The organism is Butyrivibrio sp. VCB2001 (assembly GCF_000423965.1).
In the GTDB taxonomy this organism is placed as follows: Bacteria; Bacillota; Clostridia; order Lachnospirales; family Lachnospiraceae; genus Butyrivibrio.
The window spans coordinates 265,350-283,003 of the sequence record NZ_AUIZ01000001.1 but is presented as its reverse complement, the minus strand read 5'-3'; the positions used below and the strand labels follow the sequence as shown (position 1 = coordinate 283,003).

The 17,654-nt window shown below is 44.5% G+C and carries 13 protein-coding genes and 1 other RNA gene; 11 read left to right on the top strand and 3 right to left on the bottom strand.

The genetic code is table 11. The annotated features are described in order from the left end of the window. Positions 1–3: 3 nt before the first annotated feature. From G589_RS0101235 to smpB, 5 genes are all read left to right on the top strand, one after another. Complete coding sequence (locus G589_RS0101235) at positions 4–1,755, top strand: DUF4153 domain-containing protein (RefSeq protein ID WP_026520790.1); 1,752 nt, start codon at positions 4–6, stop codon at positions 1,753–1,755. A gap of 102 nt (positions 1,756–1,857) precedes the next feature. Next, on the top strand, positions 1,858–3,405 hold the full coding sequence (gene gpmI / locus G589_RS0101230) for a 2,3-bisphosphoglycerate-independent phosphoglycerate mutase (RefSeq protein ID WP_026520789.1): 1,548 nt from the start codon (positions 1,858–1,860) through the stop codon (positions 3,403–3,405). 88 nt (positions 3,406–3,493) lie between these two features. After that, entirely contained in the window at positions 3,494–3,736 is a 243-nt protein-coding gene (secG, locus tag G589_RS0101225; RefSeq protein WP_026520788.1) for a preprotein translocase subunit SecG, read from the top strand. Positions 3,737–3,813: 77 nt separating this feature from the next. Continuing rightward, a complete protein-coding gene (rnr, locus tag G589_RS0101220; protein ID WP_026520787.1) occupies positions 3,814–6,180 on the top strand; it encodes a ribonuclease R in 2,367 nt (788 codons plus the stop codon). Positions 6,181–6,200: 20 nt separating this feature from the next. Beyond that, entirely contained in the window at positions 6,201–6,671 is a 471-nt protein-coding gene (smpB, locus tag G589_RS0101215; protein ID WP_026518858.1) for an SsrA-binding protein SmpB, read from the top strand. 102 nt (positions 6,672–6,773) lie between these two features. Here smpB and G589_RS0101210 read toward each other — a convergent pair whose 3' ends face one another. Together G589_RS0101210 and ssrA are read right to left on the bottom strand one after the other, a co-directional pair. Continuing rightward, a complete protein-coding gene (locus G589_RS0101210) occupies positions 6,774–7,670 on the bottom strand; it encodes a hypothetical protein (protein WP_026520786.1) in 897 nt (298 codons plus the stop codon). 158 nt (positions 7,671–7,828) lie between these two features. After that, positions 7,829–8,184, bottom strand: a transfer-messenger RNA (tmRNA) gene (gene ssrA / locus G589_RS21560). Positions 8,185–8,355: 171 nt separating this feature from the next. On the opposite strand from ssrA, the gene proB reads away from it, so the two are divergent. Further along, positions 8,356–9,156 (top strand): glutamate 5-kinase, encoded by an 801-nt coding sequence (gene proB, locus G589_RS0101205; protein ID WP_022767312.1) that lies wholly within the window; start codon positions 8,356–8,358, stop codon positions 9,154–9,156. Between the two features lie 62 nt (positions 9,157–9,218). Here the strand turns inward: proB and G589_RS0101200 are convergent, their stop codons facing one another. Beyond that, positions 9,219–9,788 (bottom strand): hypothetical protein, encoded by a 570-nt coding sequence (locus tag G589_RS0101200; RefSeq protein ID WP_026520785.1) that lies wholly within the window; start codon positions 9,786–9,788, stop codon positions 9,219–9,221. Between the two features lie 147 nt (positions 9,789–9,935). On the opposite strand from G589_RS0101200, the gene G589_RS18475 reads away from it, so the two are divergent. The 5 genes from G589_RS18475 to G589_RS0101175 are packed head-to-tail and all read left to right on the top strand — an operon-like array spanning position 9,936 to position 17,649. After that, positions 9,936–12,749, top strand: coding sequence for a DNA translocase FtsK (locus G589_RS18475; RefSeq protein WP_035775054.1), 2,814 nt, complete (start codon positions 9,936–9,938; stop codon positions 12,747–12,749). Between the two features lie 4 nt (positions 12,750–12,753). Further along, complete coding sequence (locus G589_RS0101190) at positions 12,754–14,430, top strand: formate--tetrahydrofolate ligase (protein WP_022767309.1); 1,677 nt, start codon at positions 12,754–12,756, stop codon at positions 14,428–14,430. Between the two features lie 12 nt (positions 14,431–14,442). Then, on the top strand, positions 14,443–15,303 hold the full coding sequence (folD, locus tag G589_RS0101185; RefSeq protein ID WP_026520784.1) for a bifunctional methylenetetrahydrofolate dehydrogenase/methenyltetrahydrofolate cyclohydrolase FolD: 861 nt from the start codon (positions 14,443–14,445) through the stop codon (positions 15,301–15,303). A gap of 11 nt (positions 15,304–15,314) precedes the next feature. After that, complete coding sequence (locus G589_RS0101180) at positions 15,315–16,760, top strand: FN3 associated domain-containing protein (RefSeq protein ID WP_081668889.1); 1,446 nt, start codon at positions 15,315–15,317, stop codon at positions 16,758–16,760. 13 nt (positions 16,761–16,773) lie between these two features. After that, positions 16,774–17,649 (top strand): sulfide/dihydroorotate dehydrogenase-like FAD/NAD-binding protein, encoded by an 876-nt coding sequence (locus G589_RS0101175; RefSeq protein WP_022767306.1) that lies wholly within the window; start codon positions 16,774–16,776, stop codon positions 17,647–17,649. Positions 17,650–17,654 lie beyond the last annotated feature (5 nt).

The following is a 17,654-nucleotide window of genomic DNA, read 5'->3' as shown; positions in this document are numbered from 1 at the left end:
AGTATGTTGTGGTTTAAAAAGCTTAAGGAGGATGCCAGGGGGATTTTCAAAGAGCATCCTGCTTCTATTATCAGTGTCTTTATTTTTGCAGTGTGTACTGCGCTTCTTGAGGATATTTTGAATGTTAAGGATCATAGCAGCATCTGGAAGATTCTTACCTTTATCCAGACTTTATCCTTAGGCCTTATTTTCGGCTTTGTCCTGTGTGAATCCAATTACAATTACAAAAAACAAATTGGAAAATTGCAGAAGCTCTTTGATGGAAGAGGGTCTTTGGTTTATATCATCGTGATGGTGATATCTCTTTTACTTAGCATGGTTCATGCCTATAGACAGGCATATGTCACTGCAAGTGATTTTTCTGATTCAACTGACCTTGGCATCAGGTTTGATATATTCTATCGCTTTTTCTGGGTTTACATTGCTGTGTGCTTGATCAGCGCATGGTACTTCATGTACAAAAAGAGCGGAGAGTCTTTTGAAAGTTACAGCGTAAAGGCTTTTCTTGGAAGCCTTAAGGCGCTGGCAGTCTACGCTGTTGTAGCGATAGGATTTCTATGCATTATCTGGGTATTTGATTCACTTATCGTAAGCTTTGATTATGCTGCGACCGTTGAGCTCTTAATTGCTGCTCTTGTCGGATATCCTGCGCTGCTTGTGGGCCTTTCCAAAATGGGCGAGAATATGGCGCGCTTTTCAAAGGTCATGGTGGGCTACGTATTCACCGGACTTTTGGCAGTTGCTGCGGTTATTGTATATGTCTATCTTCTAAAGATAATATTTACCTGGACATTCCCTTCTAACGAAGCCTACACCATTACCACGTCTTTATTTGCCACAGGGCTTGTTGTTATAACAATGGCTCAGGGCTGCACTGAAGGCGGGCTCTTAAAGGTGCTTAAAATTTCGCCGCTTTTCTTTGTGCCTTTTATCGTGGTGCAGATCATGTGTCTTTCCATGAGAATTGGTCAGTACGGAATCACAACCAGAAGATATCTCGGAATCATGTTTATCGTTTTCGAGGTTATATACCTGATATATTATGTTTACAGGCTTCGAAGGCAGGAGGGGATTGGTGGATTTCTTTTCCCCGTTGCGCTGATCCTCGTAGTTATCTACTACCTTGTGCCCGGGATCAACGTCTATGCGGCAATTACCGGCTCACAGAAGGGAGTGGTAATGAAATATGTCGTGGAAACTGCGAGCGGTAATGAGATAAATTCTCAGGAAAAAGCCAAGGCAAAGTCTGCGTACAGACAGATCGAGAACAACGGTAATGCGGAAGGATTGCGCTTTTTAAAAGAGCTCGAGGAGAAATATCCTGATATTGATTTTGGTGATGAGCTTGGCACAAGTGATTCCTACTATTATGAAGATACATTTACGAATGATAAGGAAATCTATGCCTATAACGATGTGGATGTGATAGATGTCTCAAGATACAAGAATCTTGCTGTGATCAGCACTCATGCAGATGATGACACCGGAGAGATTGATATCTCAAGGTTTGAGCTTAAGGCTTCAAACGGTCAGGAAACCTCAGTTGTCGGATATGCGGACCTGTCTTTTATGGTAAAAGAGCTTGAGGCAGCTTATGACAATGATGGAATAGAGTATGATTTTACGCATGCCATAAGCACACCTATTGTCACACCGGACGGCGGCCTTTTATATCTGACCAGGGTATATCTGCGTATTGGAGAAGACGGAGATGTTGAGTATCTTGATATTGACGGGTACTACGCTTATCACTAATTATAAAAGTATTGTTAAATGCTTGTCATAGGTGACCTCAATGAGATATACTATGCAAGGACAAATATGTTTTGATCTATTGTAAAAATGGAGGATATAAATATGAGAGGTTCTAAACCTACAGTTCTTTTAGTTCTTGATGGATATGGTCTTAATGACAATCCTGAGTATAATGCCATTGCAATGGCAAACACTCCTGTAATGGATGGCCTTATGAAGGATTATCCCTTCGTAAAGGGCTACGCTTCAGGCCTTGCTGTTGGTCTTCCTGACGGACAGATGGGTAATTCAGAGGTTGGTCACATGAACATGGGCGCCGGCAGAATCGTTTACCAGGAGCTCACAAGAATCACAAAGTCTATTGAGGACGGCGATTTCTTTACAAATGAAGGCCTTATGCAGGCAATCTACAACTGCAAGGAGAAGAATTCAGCTCTCCATATGTACGGCCTTGTTTCAGACGGTGGTGTACACAGTCACATCACACATATCTATGGCCTTTTAGAGCTTGCTAAGAAGAACGGCCTTGATAAGGTATATGTTCACTGCTTCCTCGACGGAAGAGATACTCCTCCGGAGAGCGGAATTGATTTCGTACAGCAGCTTGAGGACAAGATGAAGGAGCTCGGCGTTGGTGCCATCGCTTCAATCTCAGGCCGTTACTACGCTATGGACAGAGATAACAACTACGACAGAGTCGAGATCGCATACAATGCACTTACAAAGGGCGAGGGCAACAAGGCTGATTCAGCTCACGAGTGCATGGTTAACTCTTACAAGAACGGCAAGACAGACGAGTTTGTAATTCCTACAGTCATCATGAAGAACGGTGCTCCTGTAGCTACTATCAAGGATGGAGATTCAATCATTTTCTTCAACTTCCGTCCTGACAGAGCAAGAGAGATCACACACTGCTTCTGCGATGATGAGTTTGATAAGTTTAACAGAGGACCTCGTAAGGACGTAACTTACGTTTGCTTTACAGATTACGATCCACTTATTCCTAACAAGGAAGTTGCTTTCAAGAAGGTTCAGCTTACAAATACCTTTGGTGAGTGGCTTGCAAACAAGGGAATGAAGCAGGCTCGTATTGCTGAGACAGAGAAGTATGCTCATGTTACATTCTTCTTCAACGGCGGTGTTGAGCAGCCTAACGAGGGTGAGGACAGAGTACTTGTAAACAGCCCTAAGGACGTTCCTACTTATGACCTCAAGCCTCAGATGAGTGCTCCCGAGGTTTGCGAGAAGATCCTTGATGCCATCAATTCTCAGAAGTATGACGTAGTTGTAGCAAACTTCGCTAACCCTGACATGGTTGGACACACAGGAGTTATTCCTGCAGCTGTTAAGGCCATCGAGGTTGTTGATGAGTGCGTTGGCAAGATCGTTGATGCAATTAAGGCAACAAACGGAACACTGTTCATCTGCGCTGACCACGGTAATGCAGATATGATGGTTGACTATGAGACAGGAGAGCCTTGGACAGCTCACACAACAAATCCTGTTCCTTTCATCCTTGTTAATTATGATCCTGCATACACACTTGCAGAGGGCGGATGTCTTGCAGATATCGTTCCTACGCTTATTGAGTGCATGGGCGAGGAGAAGCCTGCTGAGATGACAGGAAAGTCTCTTCTTATTAAGAAATGATTTAAGAAAGAATTGACTCTACGCTACTAATATGTTATATTAACTGTTGCGTGTTTTTAATGATAGTTTTACCTTTGGAGGTTTGATCGTGAACGTTTTAGGTTATGTTTTCGGAGTATTATTTATCATAGTATGTGTCGCACTTGTAGTTCTCGTGCTTGCTCAGGAAGGCAAGAACCAGGGACTTGGTGCAATTCAGGGAACAGTTGAGAATACATATTGGGGCAAGAACAAAGGCCGTTCAAGAGAGGGCGTTCTTAAGAAGATAACAATTGCTCTTTCAGTTCTTTTCATTGTTTTTGCTATTGTTCTTAATATGGGAATCCTTTAATTCCCTAATTTCTTTTGATGAATTGTTTTAAGGCACTCTAATTTTAATTAGGGTGCCTTGTTTTATAGGTAGAGTTTATGAGTAAAGGAAAGCGCATAAAGCGCATGGATGACAGCCTTTTTGGCACAAAAAAGAATAATAAGAACTATGTGGTAGGCCAGTTTATCAGCAATGCCAGAGGTTTTGGCTTTGTGGAAGTAGAAGGGATGGAGGAAGATATCTTTATCCCGGAGGACTATGTTCACGGAGCCCTCCATACAGATACCGTTGAAGTTGAGCTTTTACCTGACTCGCAGGGTAAGAGACAAGAGGGACGTATCAGGAATATACTGGTAAGAGGAATAGAGGAAATCGTTGGAACCTACCAGGGCGAGAAGAACTTTGGATTTGTTGTTCCGGATAACGGCAAGATCACAAACGATATCTTTATTCCTATAGAGCACCACGGAGCAGCTGTGACGGGAGATAAGGTTGTAGTCACCATCACTGATTACGGCGATCCCCTAAAGCGCAAAAAGCCCGAGGGCAAGGTTAAAGAGGTCATTGGCAATATAAACGACCCCGGAGTTGATATTTTATCCATTGTTATGGGATATGATATTCCCTACGAGTTCCCCGAGAAGGTCATCAATCAGGCAAACAGATGTCCCGATCAGATCAGTGAGGCTGATATGTATGGTCGCAAGGATCTGCGTGATGTTGTTATGGTCACCATTGACGGTGAGGATGCAAAAGACCTTGATGATGCAGTAAGCCTTCATATCGATGAGGAAGGTCTTTATCATCTTGGTGTTCATATTGCGGATGTAACCAACTATGTTCAGGAGAGTTCTGCGCTGGACAGAGAAGCTCTTAAAAGGGGCACCAGTGTATATCTGGTGGACAGGGTTATCCCCATGCTTCCCCACAGGCTTTCAAACGGAATCTGTTCACTCAATCACGGTGAGGACAGACTCGCTCTTAGCTGCCTTATGACTTTTGATAAGAACGGCGGACTTGTTGATCACGAGATTGCAGAGACTGTTATCAACGTCAACGAGAGAATGAATTACTCAGACGTAGCCAGGATATTAGAGGATGAAGATCCTGAAACCATAGAGAGATATAAAGAGCTGGTTCCGATGTTTAAGGAAATGGCAGAGCTTTCGTCAATCCTTCGCAAAAAGAGGGAGAAGAAGGGCGCCATCGACTTTGATTTCCCTGAGTCCAAGATCATCCTTGATAAGGACGGAAATCCTGTTGATATCGTTCCTCACGAGAGAAATACTGCTACCAAGCTCATCGAGGACTTTATGCTGGCTGCAAACCAGACGGTTGCAGAACATTTCTTTTACCTGCAAAGTCCCTTCGTATATCGTATCCATGAACAGCCCGATCCTGAGAAGATGGCTACACTGGCCACATTCGTAGGACATCTGGGCCATCACATGAAGATAAGAAACGACGGTGAGGTTAGGCCAAAAGAGCTGCAGAAGCTCCTTAAGAATATCGAGGGCAGCAAGGAAGAAGCCGTTATCAGCAGAATGGCGCTGCGCAGCATGATGCAGGCCAAGTACAGCACAGAATGTACAGGTCACTTTGGACTTGCCTTTGATTTTTATTGTCACTTCACATCGCCCATCAGGCGTTATCCTGACCTTCAGATCCACAGGATCATCAAGGATCATTTACGCGGAAGGATGACTGAAGCTAAGGCTCATCATTACACTGAGATCCTGGATGAAGTTGCCAAGCACTCATCCGAGACCGAGAGAAGAGCTGAGGAGGCCGAGAGAGAAACTGACAAGCTAAAGAAAGCTCAGTATATGGAAAATCACCTCGGAGAGCGCTTCGAGGGAGTTATTTCTGGTGTTACAGCCTGGGGACTTTTTGTGGAGCTTGAGAATTCCTGTGAGGGAATGATAAGAGCAGCATCCATGGAAGATGACTTCTATGTATATGATGAGAACAACATGAAGCTTGTTGGAGAGCGCTATCACAAGGAGTATAATCTTGGACAGAAGGTCTGGATCAAGGTTGTTGGCGCTGACAGACTCACCAAGGCTATTGATTTTAAGATAATTGACCCTGATGCCGAGGATGACGGAGATGATTTCGTAGAGTATTCCGAGGCAAGAAAGGCTGCAGAGTTTAGGGCCAGCAAGGTCAGAAAGCTCATGGGAATCGCGCAGGAAGCAGCTGATGAAGAAGCAGATGAAGAGGGAGACGAGCTCTATGACGAGGCTCCAAGGAAGAAATCAGAGCCAAAAAAGAGCAGAAAAAAGGTAAATGTTCGTGGAGAAATGGTGGATCTTAGGGATGTGGAACCTGATCCAAGAACAGGTAAGCCTAAACTCAAGAAGCCTGCAGGAAGGAAAGTGTACAAGGTACATAAGTACAAGAAGTCTGCTACCAGCAAGGCAGCCAGAAGCTCCCAGGGCAAGGGCAGAAAAAAGAAGAGATGACAGATTACAGGTGATAAACAATGGCAGAAGATAACAAGGCAAGGAAGCTTGTCGCAAACAATAAAAAAGCATATCACGACTATTTCATAGAAGAGAAGTACGAGGCAGGAATTGAGCTCTTTGGTACTGAGGTTAAGTCTATCCGTCAGGGAAAGTGCTCCATCAAGGAAGCCTGGGTCACCATTGATAAGGGAGAAGCCTTCATCAATGGTATGAATATCAGCCCTTACGAGAAAGGCAACATCTTCAATAAGGATCCTCTTCGTGTAAAGAGACTTCTTCTTCACAAGGCAGAGATCAGAAAGCTTGACCAGCAGAAGATGACTGCCGGCTACACTTTAGTGCCCCTTGAAGTTTATTTCAAGAATGGAAGAGTCAAGGTTGAGATTGGTCTTGCCAGAGGTAAAAAGCTCTACGACAAGAGAGCCGACATGGCCAAGAAGGACCAGCAGAGAGAAGCTATGAGGGACTTCAGGCAGAGCTTTAAGTAAAGTAAAAAATGAGTCACCGGGGACGTTTCAGTTTGACTCAAAAAAGCTGCACACCATTTTGTCGGTGTGCAGCTTTTTTGTTATATGATAAGGTTTAGATCATCAAAGTCCAAGATCTGCCATTGCTTCATCATATTCTTTCTGAGAAATCTCGCCGTTTTCAAGCTTTTGCTGAAGTTCTCCAACGATAACAAGAATCCATAAAATAGCAGCATCTTCATCAGACATTTCTTCATCATCATCGTCATCTTCGGGCTCCGGATCAGGAGTCGGAGTTGGTGTAGGAGCCGGAGTAGGAGCGGGAGCCGGTGCAGGCTGTACTTGCTGCTGAGGCTGTGAATGAACGGTTTCAGACCAATTTCCGTTATTTACGTTAACTGTTGAATACTGATAGCAGCTTCCGCTGTTGAAGCTTCCGCTTGTATCATAGAGACTTCCGTCAATATATGCGCCGTATCCGTTATCACTCTTATAAACCTTAATAGTGCAGCTTCTGTACTGACTGTCGTTCAGATATACTGTGAGGCCGTGATTTAAGTTTACCTGATAAGTGGTAGACTGAACTACCTTCTTTGAAGCAGCTGCTTTCTTGCTTACCTGAGCATTGGTTGTAAGGGTTCTGCCTTCTTTCTTACCAAATATTACATAGTGCTCATAAGCTTTTGAGTAGTCATTCTTCTTTAAAGTAGCTTTTACATCGGGATAAGCAGTAACATAAGCAACAGGGTCAAAGTTCGCATTCATCATTCTGCCTTCCTTCATGCCGAAGGTGAGGAAGTGATTGAACATCGCCTCTTTGTTGGTTCCAAAAGCAGCTTTGATATCCGGATACTTGGTTGCGTAGAAGTCTGCATCAAACTCCTTCTTAAGTGCTGCAGTGGTTGTCTTGTCCGCAGCTTCAACTTTGATTGAGCATGAAGCAAGTGATGAGATCATTGCGCCTGATAATACTGCAGCTAATAAAAGTGCAGCCATTATTCTTTTCAAAATACTTTTCATTACACGTCCATCCTTTCAATACTCTTGTTTTGATGTTACATGTAAATTCTAACGCGCAGATGTGATAAGTTCTAATGAAATATTGATAAAAAATACGACGATTAATTACATAGATTTTTTATAAACAGCAAAAAACGGCTCAACTGAGCCGTTCTTTTTAATGGATTAGGCGGGAGTCGAACCCGCGTCCAAAAATTCATCCCCTGTCCTTCTACTATCATAGCCGGTTATTTCGGAATTCTGCATTCCTGTTCCCTCATACCTGCGGTAACTGGCAACTACAGATAATCGGTAGCCCCTGATACGTCCATGGAATCGAGGCATCTTCCATGTCGTTTCCTACAAAGTTTGACGCCGGTTATCTGATGTGTAGGTGCATCAGAGCCGACGCGCCGCACTTAGGCAGCGAGTGCTAAATTATCGTTAGCGTTTAATTTTAATTTGAGGTTTAACGCAACCGTCCTTCGGATAGCTTCTCCAGCTTCAAAATCCCTGTCGAAACCTTTACTAACCCTTATTCAATTTGCTTAATCAGTATATCGGCTTTTGATTATAAAATCAATAACCTGTTAGTTTAGTTTTTGAGTCAAAGTGAAACAAGTTCTTGATTTCTTTTTCTTCAGTTATATAATAGGGATATGTGTTTTTAACAAATTAAAGTGTGAAATTATTTATGAGGAGAGCCATGACACTTAGTAAAAAGAGAATTGTGGTGAAGGTCGGAACTTCCACAATTACAAATGATGATGGCAATGTTGATATAAGGGCACTTGATCATCTCTGCAGAGCACTTGCAGGCGTAGAGAATCTTGGATACGACCTGGTGCTGGTATCTTCCGGAGCTATTGCCGTTGGAGCCAACAAGATGAGACTTGCCCAGAAACCCAAGGAGATCAGAATGAAGCAGGCTGCAGCAGCTGTCGGCCAGACAGAACTCATGCACCTGTATGACAAGTTCTTTTCCGAATATGGAAGAATGGTAGGTCAGATACTTCTTGATAACGGAGATATCACTGATCCTGTTAGAAGTGAGAATCTTAAGAACACCTTCGATGCGCTTTTGGAGAACCACATTATCCCTATCGTTAATGAGAACGACTCAGTCAGCCATGCAGAGATTGAATCAGAGAAAAAGCTCTTTTCCGACAACGACATGTTATCGGCTGTGGTAGCAGTATTCTGTAAGGCAAGTAAACTCATTATCTTCTCGGATATTGATGGCCTCTATGACGGCAATCCCAAGACCGATCCAAATGCCAAGGTCATCAGCAGGGTAGAAGAGATCACGGAGGAACTTAAAAATGTTGCTTCGGGTTCGGGCTCAAATCGCGGAACCGGCGGAATGATCACCAAGCTTGAGGCTGCAGAACTTGCAACTTCCCATGGAATCGATGTTTTAGTTACAAATGGTAAGAATCCGGAGAAACTCTACGACGTTATCGAGAAGAAGAAAGTCGGAACTTTGTTCGTTGCAAAAGAAAAATAAGTAAAAAATAACGCTATCAGTACCCATAAGTGCTGATAGCGTTTTATTTTCATCAAAACTGATTATACGTTCTCATGATACTTATCATAAATCTCGGTCAGATAAGTCTTAACGATCTGAATGTTTGACATCTTGCGAAGATCTGCATTGCCCATAAGCACTGAAATCTCATCTGCAAGAAGCAGCATGTTGTAGATCTTGAGCTTGAACTCGTCACGTGTGAGCTGGTCTACATTGATCTCCATAAGAGGTGAGCCGAGCTTCATTGTAACGTTCTCATCTGCGATTCCTGTAAGAACTATACGGGTCTCAGGATCGAAGTTTACATAGAGGATGAGATGCTCCTTCTCATGCTTCTTAAGAGAGGTGGGATTCTGATGTGATGTCTCCATCCACTCAAAGAGGTCAGCCTCGTCCGGGTTCATGAGATATTTTGTCAGTTCCTCTTTATGCTTCTCAACGTACTGCATATATTTGCTGGCGTTAGGGCCTGTATAAGCAAGTTCAACCTTTACACCGTTATCTGTCCTGACAAGACGGCATTTATCAGCAACTTCCCTGATCTTAAGAGAAGTTTCGGTGTTCCCGATCATCTTAAAAGTACCGGTTTCCAATTCCTGTGTAAATTCCATTGTGTTCTCCTTCACTATTTATCTAAGCTAAACTTAAATCAGTAGTTAGTATAGCATAAAGGATTTAAAAATGGTATACTAACTAAGGTCTGTTTGCGTAATATTAACAGATCGATATTTTAAAGAAAGTTTTGTGACGGGTAGGATATGGCAACAAATACGAGGGGAAATTCTACCAGGAGATCTACAGGAAGATCATCCGGGTCTAAGAGTACATCATCAAGAAAGAAGAATGTACGGGAGGAAGAGCTGGATTATTCTTTAAAGAGCGAACTGATCGTCATCGGTATGGCTTTTCTTACCATTTTTCTTTTCCTATGTAATTTCGGTGTATGCGGAGCACTTGGCAGCGCAGTAAGCGGTGTCTTATTTGGTTTGTTCGGCATCACTGCCTATATTGCGCCAATTGTAGTGCTTGCAGCCGTTGTGATAGGAGTAGCCAACTTTGGCTCAAGTGCTGCTATTCGTAAGATAGTTGCAGGCGTAGTTTTATTCTTTGTGATCGGTATGCTGGCCGAACTTCTCACCGGCAGACCACAGTCTTCAGATTCCTATTTGATAAAAGAAATATATGGACAAGCCAGTGAGCATAAGAACGGTGGAGGTGTTTTTGCCGGTTCTCTTGCTTATCTTTCCTACAAGTATCTTTCGCTTGCCGGAACAGCTCTTTTGCTGCTGCTTATTGGCATTGCTTCTATAGTTGTGGTTACCCAGCAGTCCTTTGTGGGCGGTCTTAAGAAGGGCGGAAGAAAGCTCATCGACAAGACCAGACAGGAAGCTGACAACTACCGAGAGTACGCCGAGAGGCGCAGAGAGAAGATGGAAGCAAGACGCGCCGAGATAGAGGAAGAGAGACGCCTTGCCATCGAGCAGAAGGAAGATGAGAAGATCCTTCGTATGGAAAAGAAGGTCAGCGGCGTAATGATCGATACCGCCCTTGATAAAGAGGAAGAAGACGGTGATGATCTGGGCGAGATAAAGCTCCACAACGAGGAGAAGGTAAAGAGCGAAAATCTCTTTATCCCTGATGAAGATGAATTCCACGACGATATCCACGAGATCATTCTTAAGAATGAGAGCGATGCCATAGAAGAGATTGAGTCTGCAGGAAGACAGAAGGATGCTTATGAGCCTGATTACGAGCCCGAACCTTCTTATGAGCCTGATTATCGGGATGAAGAGCCTTATGAGCCTGAGCCTGAACCGGTAAAAGAGCTTTCTCCATCAATGAAGAAGCTCGTTGCAAGAGCTACAAATGAGTTTGAGTCAGAGGAAGATATCCTTCCCGATGTGCCTGTTCACGCCGAGCACCTCGGAAACGGAATGAACGGCGACTATGTGATCCATGCTCAGGACCACATTTCAAGAAGTGCTGGTGCCGACAGTACAATAAACGGTTCTAAGCCTTCATCAGTTAATCTCGGCCCCGGTCCTCACACAACGAGCCCCGGCATGGAAAAAGAGATTGAAAGACACAAGAGGAGTGTTCCCAAGAAGTACGTATTCCCACCTCTTAGCCTTCTCGAAAAGGGTGTCAAGAACAAGAATACAGATTCCGCAAGAGCTCTAAAAGAGACAGCGGTTAAGCTCCAGGAGACACTGGCCACATTCGGAGTTAAGGTTACAGTAACCGACATCAGCCAGGGCCCTGCGGTAACAAGATTCGAGCTTCAGCCTGAGGCCGGAGTCAGAGTTAACAAGATCGTCGGTCTTGCAGATGATATCAAGATGAATCTTGCAGCCAGCGACATAAGGATTGAGGCACCTATCCCGGGCAAGGCTGCTGTGGGAATCGAGGTACCAAACAAAGAGAATCAGGCTGTTGCTTTAAGAGACCTCTTTGAATCCTCAGAATATCAGAACTTTTCATCCAAGCTTGCCTTTGCAGTCGGAAAAGACATAGCGGGCAAGGTGGTTGTAACCGACATAGCCAAGATGCCTCACCTTCTTATCGCAGGTGCTACAGGTTCAGGTAAATCGGTATGTATCAACACCATCATCATGTCCCTTATCTATAAGGCTAAGCCTGAAGAGGTACAGATGATCATGATCGATCCTAAGATCGTTGAGCTTTCTGTTTATAACGGAATCCCACATCTTATGATCCCGGTAGTAACAGATCCCAAGAAGGCTGCAGCTGCGCTCAACTGGGCTGTTGCAGAGATGACCAACAGATACAAGAAGTTTGCGGATACAGGAGTAAGGGATTTAAAGGGCTACAACAAGCTTGCAGCTGACTCTAATGACCCTGATATGACCGTTCTTCCGCAGATAGTTGTCATAGTTGATGAGCTTGCAGACCTCATGATGGTTTCAGCCAATGAGGTTGAGGATGCCATCTGTCGTCTTACACAGCTGGCAAGAGCAGCAGGCATTCATCTGATAATAGCAACACAGAGACCATCCGTAGACGTTATCACGGGACTTATCAAGGCCAATATGCCAAGCCGTGTAGCATTTGCCGTTTCCAGCGGTGTTGATTCCAGAACAATCCTTGATATCAACGGTGCTGAGAAGCTCCTTGGAAAGGGCGACATGCTCTTTTACCCACAAGGCTACACCAAGCCGGCCAGAGTCCAGGGCGCCTTCGTTTCAGACAAGGAAGTTCAGGCAGTTACTGATTTCTTAAGAAATCAGGGGTCAGAAGCTTCTTACAACGAAGAAGCCATGAATTCCATTGACAATATGTCTGTCGGCGGAGGTCCCGGAGGATCATCTTCATCAGATGGCGGGTCAGATAGAGACGAGTACTTTGTTCAGGCAGGGAACATTATCATAGAAAAAGAAAAAGCTTCAATCGGTATGCTTCAGCGCGTGTTTAAGATTGGATTTAACAGGGCTGCCAGGATCATGGATCAGCTCTGCGAGGCAGGCGTTGTAGGAGACGAGGAGGGCACCAAGCCTAGGAAAGTGCTAATGAGTAAACAAGAGTTTGACGCGTATGTGAATGGAGGAGATTGAAACAATGGCTGTAAAGAGTGACATCGAAATCGCACAGGAAGCTAAAATGCTTCACATCAGAGAGGTTGCTGACAAACTCGGAATCACCGAGGACGACCTTGAGTACTACGGAAAGTACAAGGCAAAACTTTCAGAGGAGTACTTAAGAAAGGTCGAGGGAAATAAGAAAGGCAAACTCATCCTTGTAACTGCTATCAACCCAACCCCCGCAGGCGAAGGCAAGACAACTACCAGCGTAGGTCTTGGCGATGCGCTTAACAGACTTGGTTACAAGACTGTTATCGCCCTCAGGGAACCTTCTCTTGGACCATGCTTTGGTATCAAGGGCGGAGCAGCCGGTGGCGGATATGCCCAGGTTGTTCCTATGGAAGATTTGAACTTACACTTCACGGGCGATTTCCACGCCATCACTTCAGCAAACAATCTTCTTGCAGCACTTATTGATAACCATATTCAGCAGGGTAACGAACTCGGCATCGATACCCGCCAGATCATATGGAAAAGAGCAGAGGACATGAACGACAGAGCCCTCAGAAATATAGTAGTAGGTCTTGGAGCCAAGGCTGACGGTGTTCCCAGAGAGGATCACTTCGTTATCACTGTAGCATCAGAGATCATGGCTATCCTTTGTCTTGCCAGCGATATGGATGATCTAAAGGCAAGACTTTCAAGAATCATCGTTGCCTACACAAGAGACGGCGAGCCTGTAACTGCCAAGGACCTCAATGCAGTCGGCTCAATGGCAGCTCTTTTAAAGGATGCTATTAAGCCTAACCTTGTTCAGACATTGGAGCACACACCTGTAATCGTACACGGCGGACCTTTCGCAAATATCGCTCACGGATGTAACTCAGTAAGAGCAACCAAGACAGCTCTTGGTATCTCTGATTACACAGTAACTGAGGCAGGCTTCGGTGCTGACCTTGGAGCTGAGAAGTTCCTTGATATCAAGTGCAGAATCGCAGGCCTTAAGCCTGATGCGGTTGTTCTTGTAGCAACAATAAGAGCCCTTAAGTACAACGGCGGAGTTGCTAAAAAGGATCTCGGAGAAGAGAACCTTGAGGCTCTTAAGAAGGGTATCGTAAACCTCGAGAAGCACATCGAGAACATCCAGAAATACGGTGTTCCTGTTGTTGTAACCTTAAATGCATTCCTCACAGATACAGATGCTGAGATGGCTTATGTAAAAGAGTTCTGCGAAGAGAGAGGATGCAAGTTCGCTCTTTCAGAAGTTTGGGCAAAAGGCGGAGAAGGCGGAGAAGCTCTCGCTAAGGAAGTAATAAGCACCATCGAGAACAAGCCTTCAAACTACGCACCTATCTATTCAGACGACTTATCACTTACAGAGAAGATCACCAAGGTTGCTACCGAGATCTACGGAGCAGACGGAGTTAACTTCCTTCCTGCAGCAGCCAAGCAGCTTGCTAAGATCGAGGAGATGGGCTTTGGTAAGCTCCCTGTATGTATGGCTAAGACACAGTATTCACTCTCTGACGATCCTAACATGCTTGGAAGACCCAGAGATTACAACATCACCGTTCGTGAAGCTTACGTTTCAGCAGGAGCAGGCTTTGTAGTAGCACTTACAGGCGCTATCGTTACAATGCCCGGACTTCCAAAGAGACCTGCAGCCTTCGACATCGATGTAAATGCAGAAGGCAATATTGTAGGACTGTTCTAAGAAGGAGATTTTATGAGCGCTAAGATCATTGACGGAAAAGCAATATCCCAGCAGATCAAGGACGAGCTTAAGGAAAAGACAGCTGCCCTTAAGGAAAAAGGAATAGAAGTTACCCTGGCAGTTATCCTTGTGGGTGAAGATCCTGCTTCACAGGTTTATGTTCGCAATAAGAAAAGAGCCTGTGAATATATAGGTTATAACTCACTTTCCTATGAGCTTCCGGCTGAGACCAGTCAGGAAGAGCTCCTTAAGCTTATTGATGAGCTTAACGGACGAGGGGATGTAGATGGTATTCTGGTACAGATGCCACTCCCTAAGCACATAGATGAAAAGACTGTCATCAACGCTATTGACCCTTCTAAGGATGTAGACGGCTTCCATCCTATGAATGTCGGAGCTCTTATGATAGGAGAGAAGGGATTTGTATCTTGTACTCCCGCAGGAGTTATACAGCTCCTTAAGAGAGGCACAGACGGATATGACATTACCGGCAAGGAATGTGTCATCATCGGAAGAAGCAACATTGTCGGCAAGCCCATGTCTCTTTTAATGCTGAGAGAAAACGCAACTGTGACCGTTGCACACTCAAAGACAAAAAATCTTGCTGAAGTTTGCAGACGAGCTGATATAATAATTGCAGCTGTTGGTAAAGCGGGGGTTATAACTGCTGACCATGTAAAAGAGGGAGCAGTGGTAATAGACGTTGGCATCAACAGAAATGAAGACGGCAAGCTTTGCGGAGATGTTAAGTATGATGAGGTTTCAGAAATCGCCGGATACATCACACCTGTACCCGGTGGCGTAGGACCTATGACCATCGCAATGCTTATGAACAATTGCTATGAAGCAGCTCTTTTGCATAATGCCAATTAAACGGAGTGCTAATGAAGTGTCCTAATTGCGGGTTTGAAATTCCGGAAGGACATATGTACTGCGATAACTGCGGTACAGAGATAAATTTCGTCCCGGATTTTGAACCGGAAGTTGAAAATGAAATAAACGCCACTCTCTCGGGAGTGGCGGATGAACTAAATAAAGACGAGAAGGACAAGGAAGAAAAAAGGCAAAAGAGAAAGGCTTTTCTCAGGGCTATTGCGAAGAGATGGAAGCTTATTGCAGGAGTTGTTATAGCTCTCGTACTGATTATTGTTTTCACTACTCTTTTCATTGCTTATCACAACAAGACTTCTTTGTACTACTTAAGTCTTGCTGAGTCCACCAGGTCATCCGGTGATACTGCCGGAGCTATAAGGCAGCTTAAAGAGGGCAACAAGCAGCATCCGGACAACTCTGATATCATCTTCAGAATGTCTGATTATTACCTGGAAGAAGGCGACTATGAAGGTGCTGTAGAGTCTTTAATGCTTATAGTTGATTCAGGGCTCTTTTCTGAGGATAAGGTAAAATCTGCTTACGAGAGTATCATGTCCATCTATAACCAGGTTGGAGATTACAGCAAGGTTGCAGAGCTATTCTCGGAAGATGACTCAGAGGTTGTTTCAGACCTTCGAAAGAAATATGTTCCCAACCCGCCGGTCATGACTCCGGAAGCAGGAACCTATGACATTGTAAATGTTTCTATCCGAATGGTTGACGGGACAGGCAGAGCCATATATTATACCGTTAATGATGGTGATCCTACCAGCGAGAGTATTCTCTATGAGAATGAGATCGTTCTGGAAAATGAGGGCGTCTATGACATCAAGGCTGTAACTGTCAATGAGTATGGCATAAGTTCTGATGTTACGGAATGTGAATACGTCATCGAGGCAGGCGCCGTACCTCCTCCGGAGATCATGGAGCCAAGCGGTGAGTACAATCAGAACACTATGATTGTTGCCGTTACAAAGTCTGAGTATTCGATATTCTATACAACAGACGGATCTGATCCGACAACAGAGTCCAAGCAGTATATATCGCCCATCACAATGCCTGTGGGCACAAGCCATTATAAGTTCATTGCCTATGACAATGACGGAAATTTCAGCGAGATTGTTGAGAGGGACTATCACCTTGTCTATTCAAGACTGGTAGCACCGGAACAGGCAGTCAACAATCTTGTGAGTACGCTGGTCAGGCTTGATATTCTTCTGGATAATACCGGCAAAGTCAGAGGAATAGAAGGTCATAATGAGTATATTTACAACTCAGTCATCGAGATTGAGGGTGCAGGTGAGTACTATGTTGTTGTTGAGAACCATGTGCTCAATGACGGAACCAGTGCACCAACGGGACTTATGTACGCCGTAAATACTCACGACGGAACCGTTAACAGGCTAGGTTACGATTCCAGTGGCAAGTATACACTGATAACAATATCTAACAGATAGGAGGAGAATTTTTATGTTCAAAATTTTGGAAGCCCGTGAGCTTACAACAAACATTTTCCAGATGATTGTTGAAGCTCCCCGTGTTGCAGGCTCTTGTTTGCCGGGACAGTTTCTGATCATCCGCGTTAACGAGGATGGAGAGAGAATCCCGCTTACAATCTGCGACTACGACAGAGAGAAGGGGACTGTCGAAATCGTTGTTCAGGCTATCGGTGCAGAGACCTACAAACTTTCCAAGCTTAAAGCTGGGGATGAGCTTGCTGATGTTGTAGGACCACTTGGAAAGCCATCTGACCTTGTTGAGGAAGACATCGAAGAACTCAAGAAGAAAAAGATTGTTTTCATTGCCGGAGGTGTTGGAACAGCACCTGTTTATCCACAGGCTAAGTGGCTCAAGGAGCACGGTGTAGAGTGCGACGTAATCATTGGTGCCAAGAACAAAGACCTGGTAATCCTTGAGGACAGATTCAAGGAAGTATGTAACCTTCATATTACAACAGATGACGGATCCTACGGAAGAAGCGGTATGGTAACAGTAGCCCTTCAGGATCTTTGGAATGAAGGCCATAAGTATGATCACTGCGTAGCTATCGGACCAATGATCATGATGAAATTCGTTTGCAAGCTCACAAAAGAGCTGGGAATTCCTACAATCGTAAGCATGAATCCAATCATGGTTGACGGAACAGGTATGTGCGGCGCCTGCAGACTTACTGTTGGCGGAGAAGTAAAGTTCGCTTGTGTAGACGGACCTGAGTTTGACGGTCACAAGGTTGACTTCGATCAGGCTATGAACAGAATGAAGCTCTATAAGACTGAGGAGGGCAGACTCATGCTCAAAGCTCAGGAGGGCGACACTCACCACGGCGGATGCGGCAACTGCGATTAATTCAT

What these genes read in the sequence shown, in the direction of transcription:
- smpB (WP_026518858.1), top strand. Translation starts at nt 6,201, where the DNA reads ATGGCAGAAGATAACAAGGCAAGGAAGCTTGTCGCAAACAATAAAAAA.
- G589_RS0101175 (WP_022767306.1), top strand. Translation starts at nt 16,774, where the DNA reads ATGTTCAAAATTTTGGAAGCCCGTGAGCTTACAACAAACATTTTCCAG.
- G589_RS0101210 (WP_026520786.1), bottom strand. Translation starts at nt 7,670, where the DNA reads ATGAAAAGTATTTTGAAAAGAATAATGGCTGCACTTTTATTAGCTGCA.
- folD (WP_026520784.1), top strand. Translation starts at nt 14,443, where the DNA reads ATGAGCGCTAAGATCATTGACGGAAAAGCAATATCCCAGCAGATCAAG.
- proB (WP_022767312.1), top strand. Translation starts at nt 8,356, where the DNA reads ATGACACTTAGTAAAAAGAGAATTGTGGTGAAGGTCGGAACTTCCACA.
- G589_RS0101235 (WP_026520790.1), top strand. Translation starts at nt 4, where the DNA reads ATGTTGTGGTTTAAAAAGCTTAAGGAGGATGCCAGGGGGATTTTCAAA.
- G589_RS18475 (WP_035775054.1), top strand. Translation starts at nt 9,936, where the DNA reads ATGGCAACAAATACGAGGGGAAATTCTACCAGGAGATCTACAGGAAGA.
- gpmI (WP_026520789.1), top strand. Translation starts at nt 1,858, where the DNA reads ATGAGAGGTTCTAAACCTACAGTTCTTTTAGTTCTTGATGGATATGGT.
- G589_RS0101180 (WP_081668889.1), top strand. Translation starts at nt 15,315, where the DNA reads ATGAAGTGTCCTAATTGCGGGTTTGAAATTCCGGAAGGACATATGTAC.
- G589_RS0101200 (WP_026520785.1), bottom strand. Translation starts at nt 9,788, where the DNA reads ATGGAATTTACACAGGAATTGGAAACCGGTACTTTTAAGATGATCGGG.
- rnr (WP_026520787.1), top strand. Translation starts at nt 3,814, where the DNA reads ATGAGTAAAGGAAAGCGCATAAAGCGCATGGATGACAGCCTTTTTGGC.
- G589_RS0101190 (WP_022767309.1), top strand. Translation starts at nt 12,754, where the DNA reads ATGGCTGTAAAGAGTGACATCGAAATCGCACAGGAAGCTAAAATGCTT.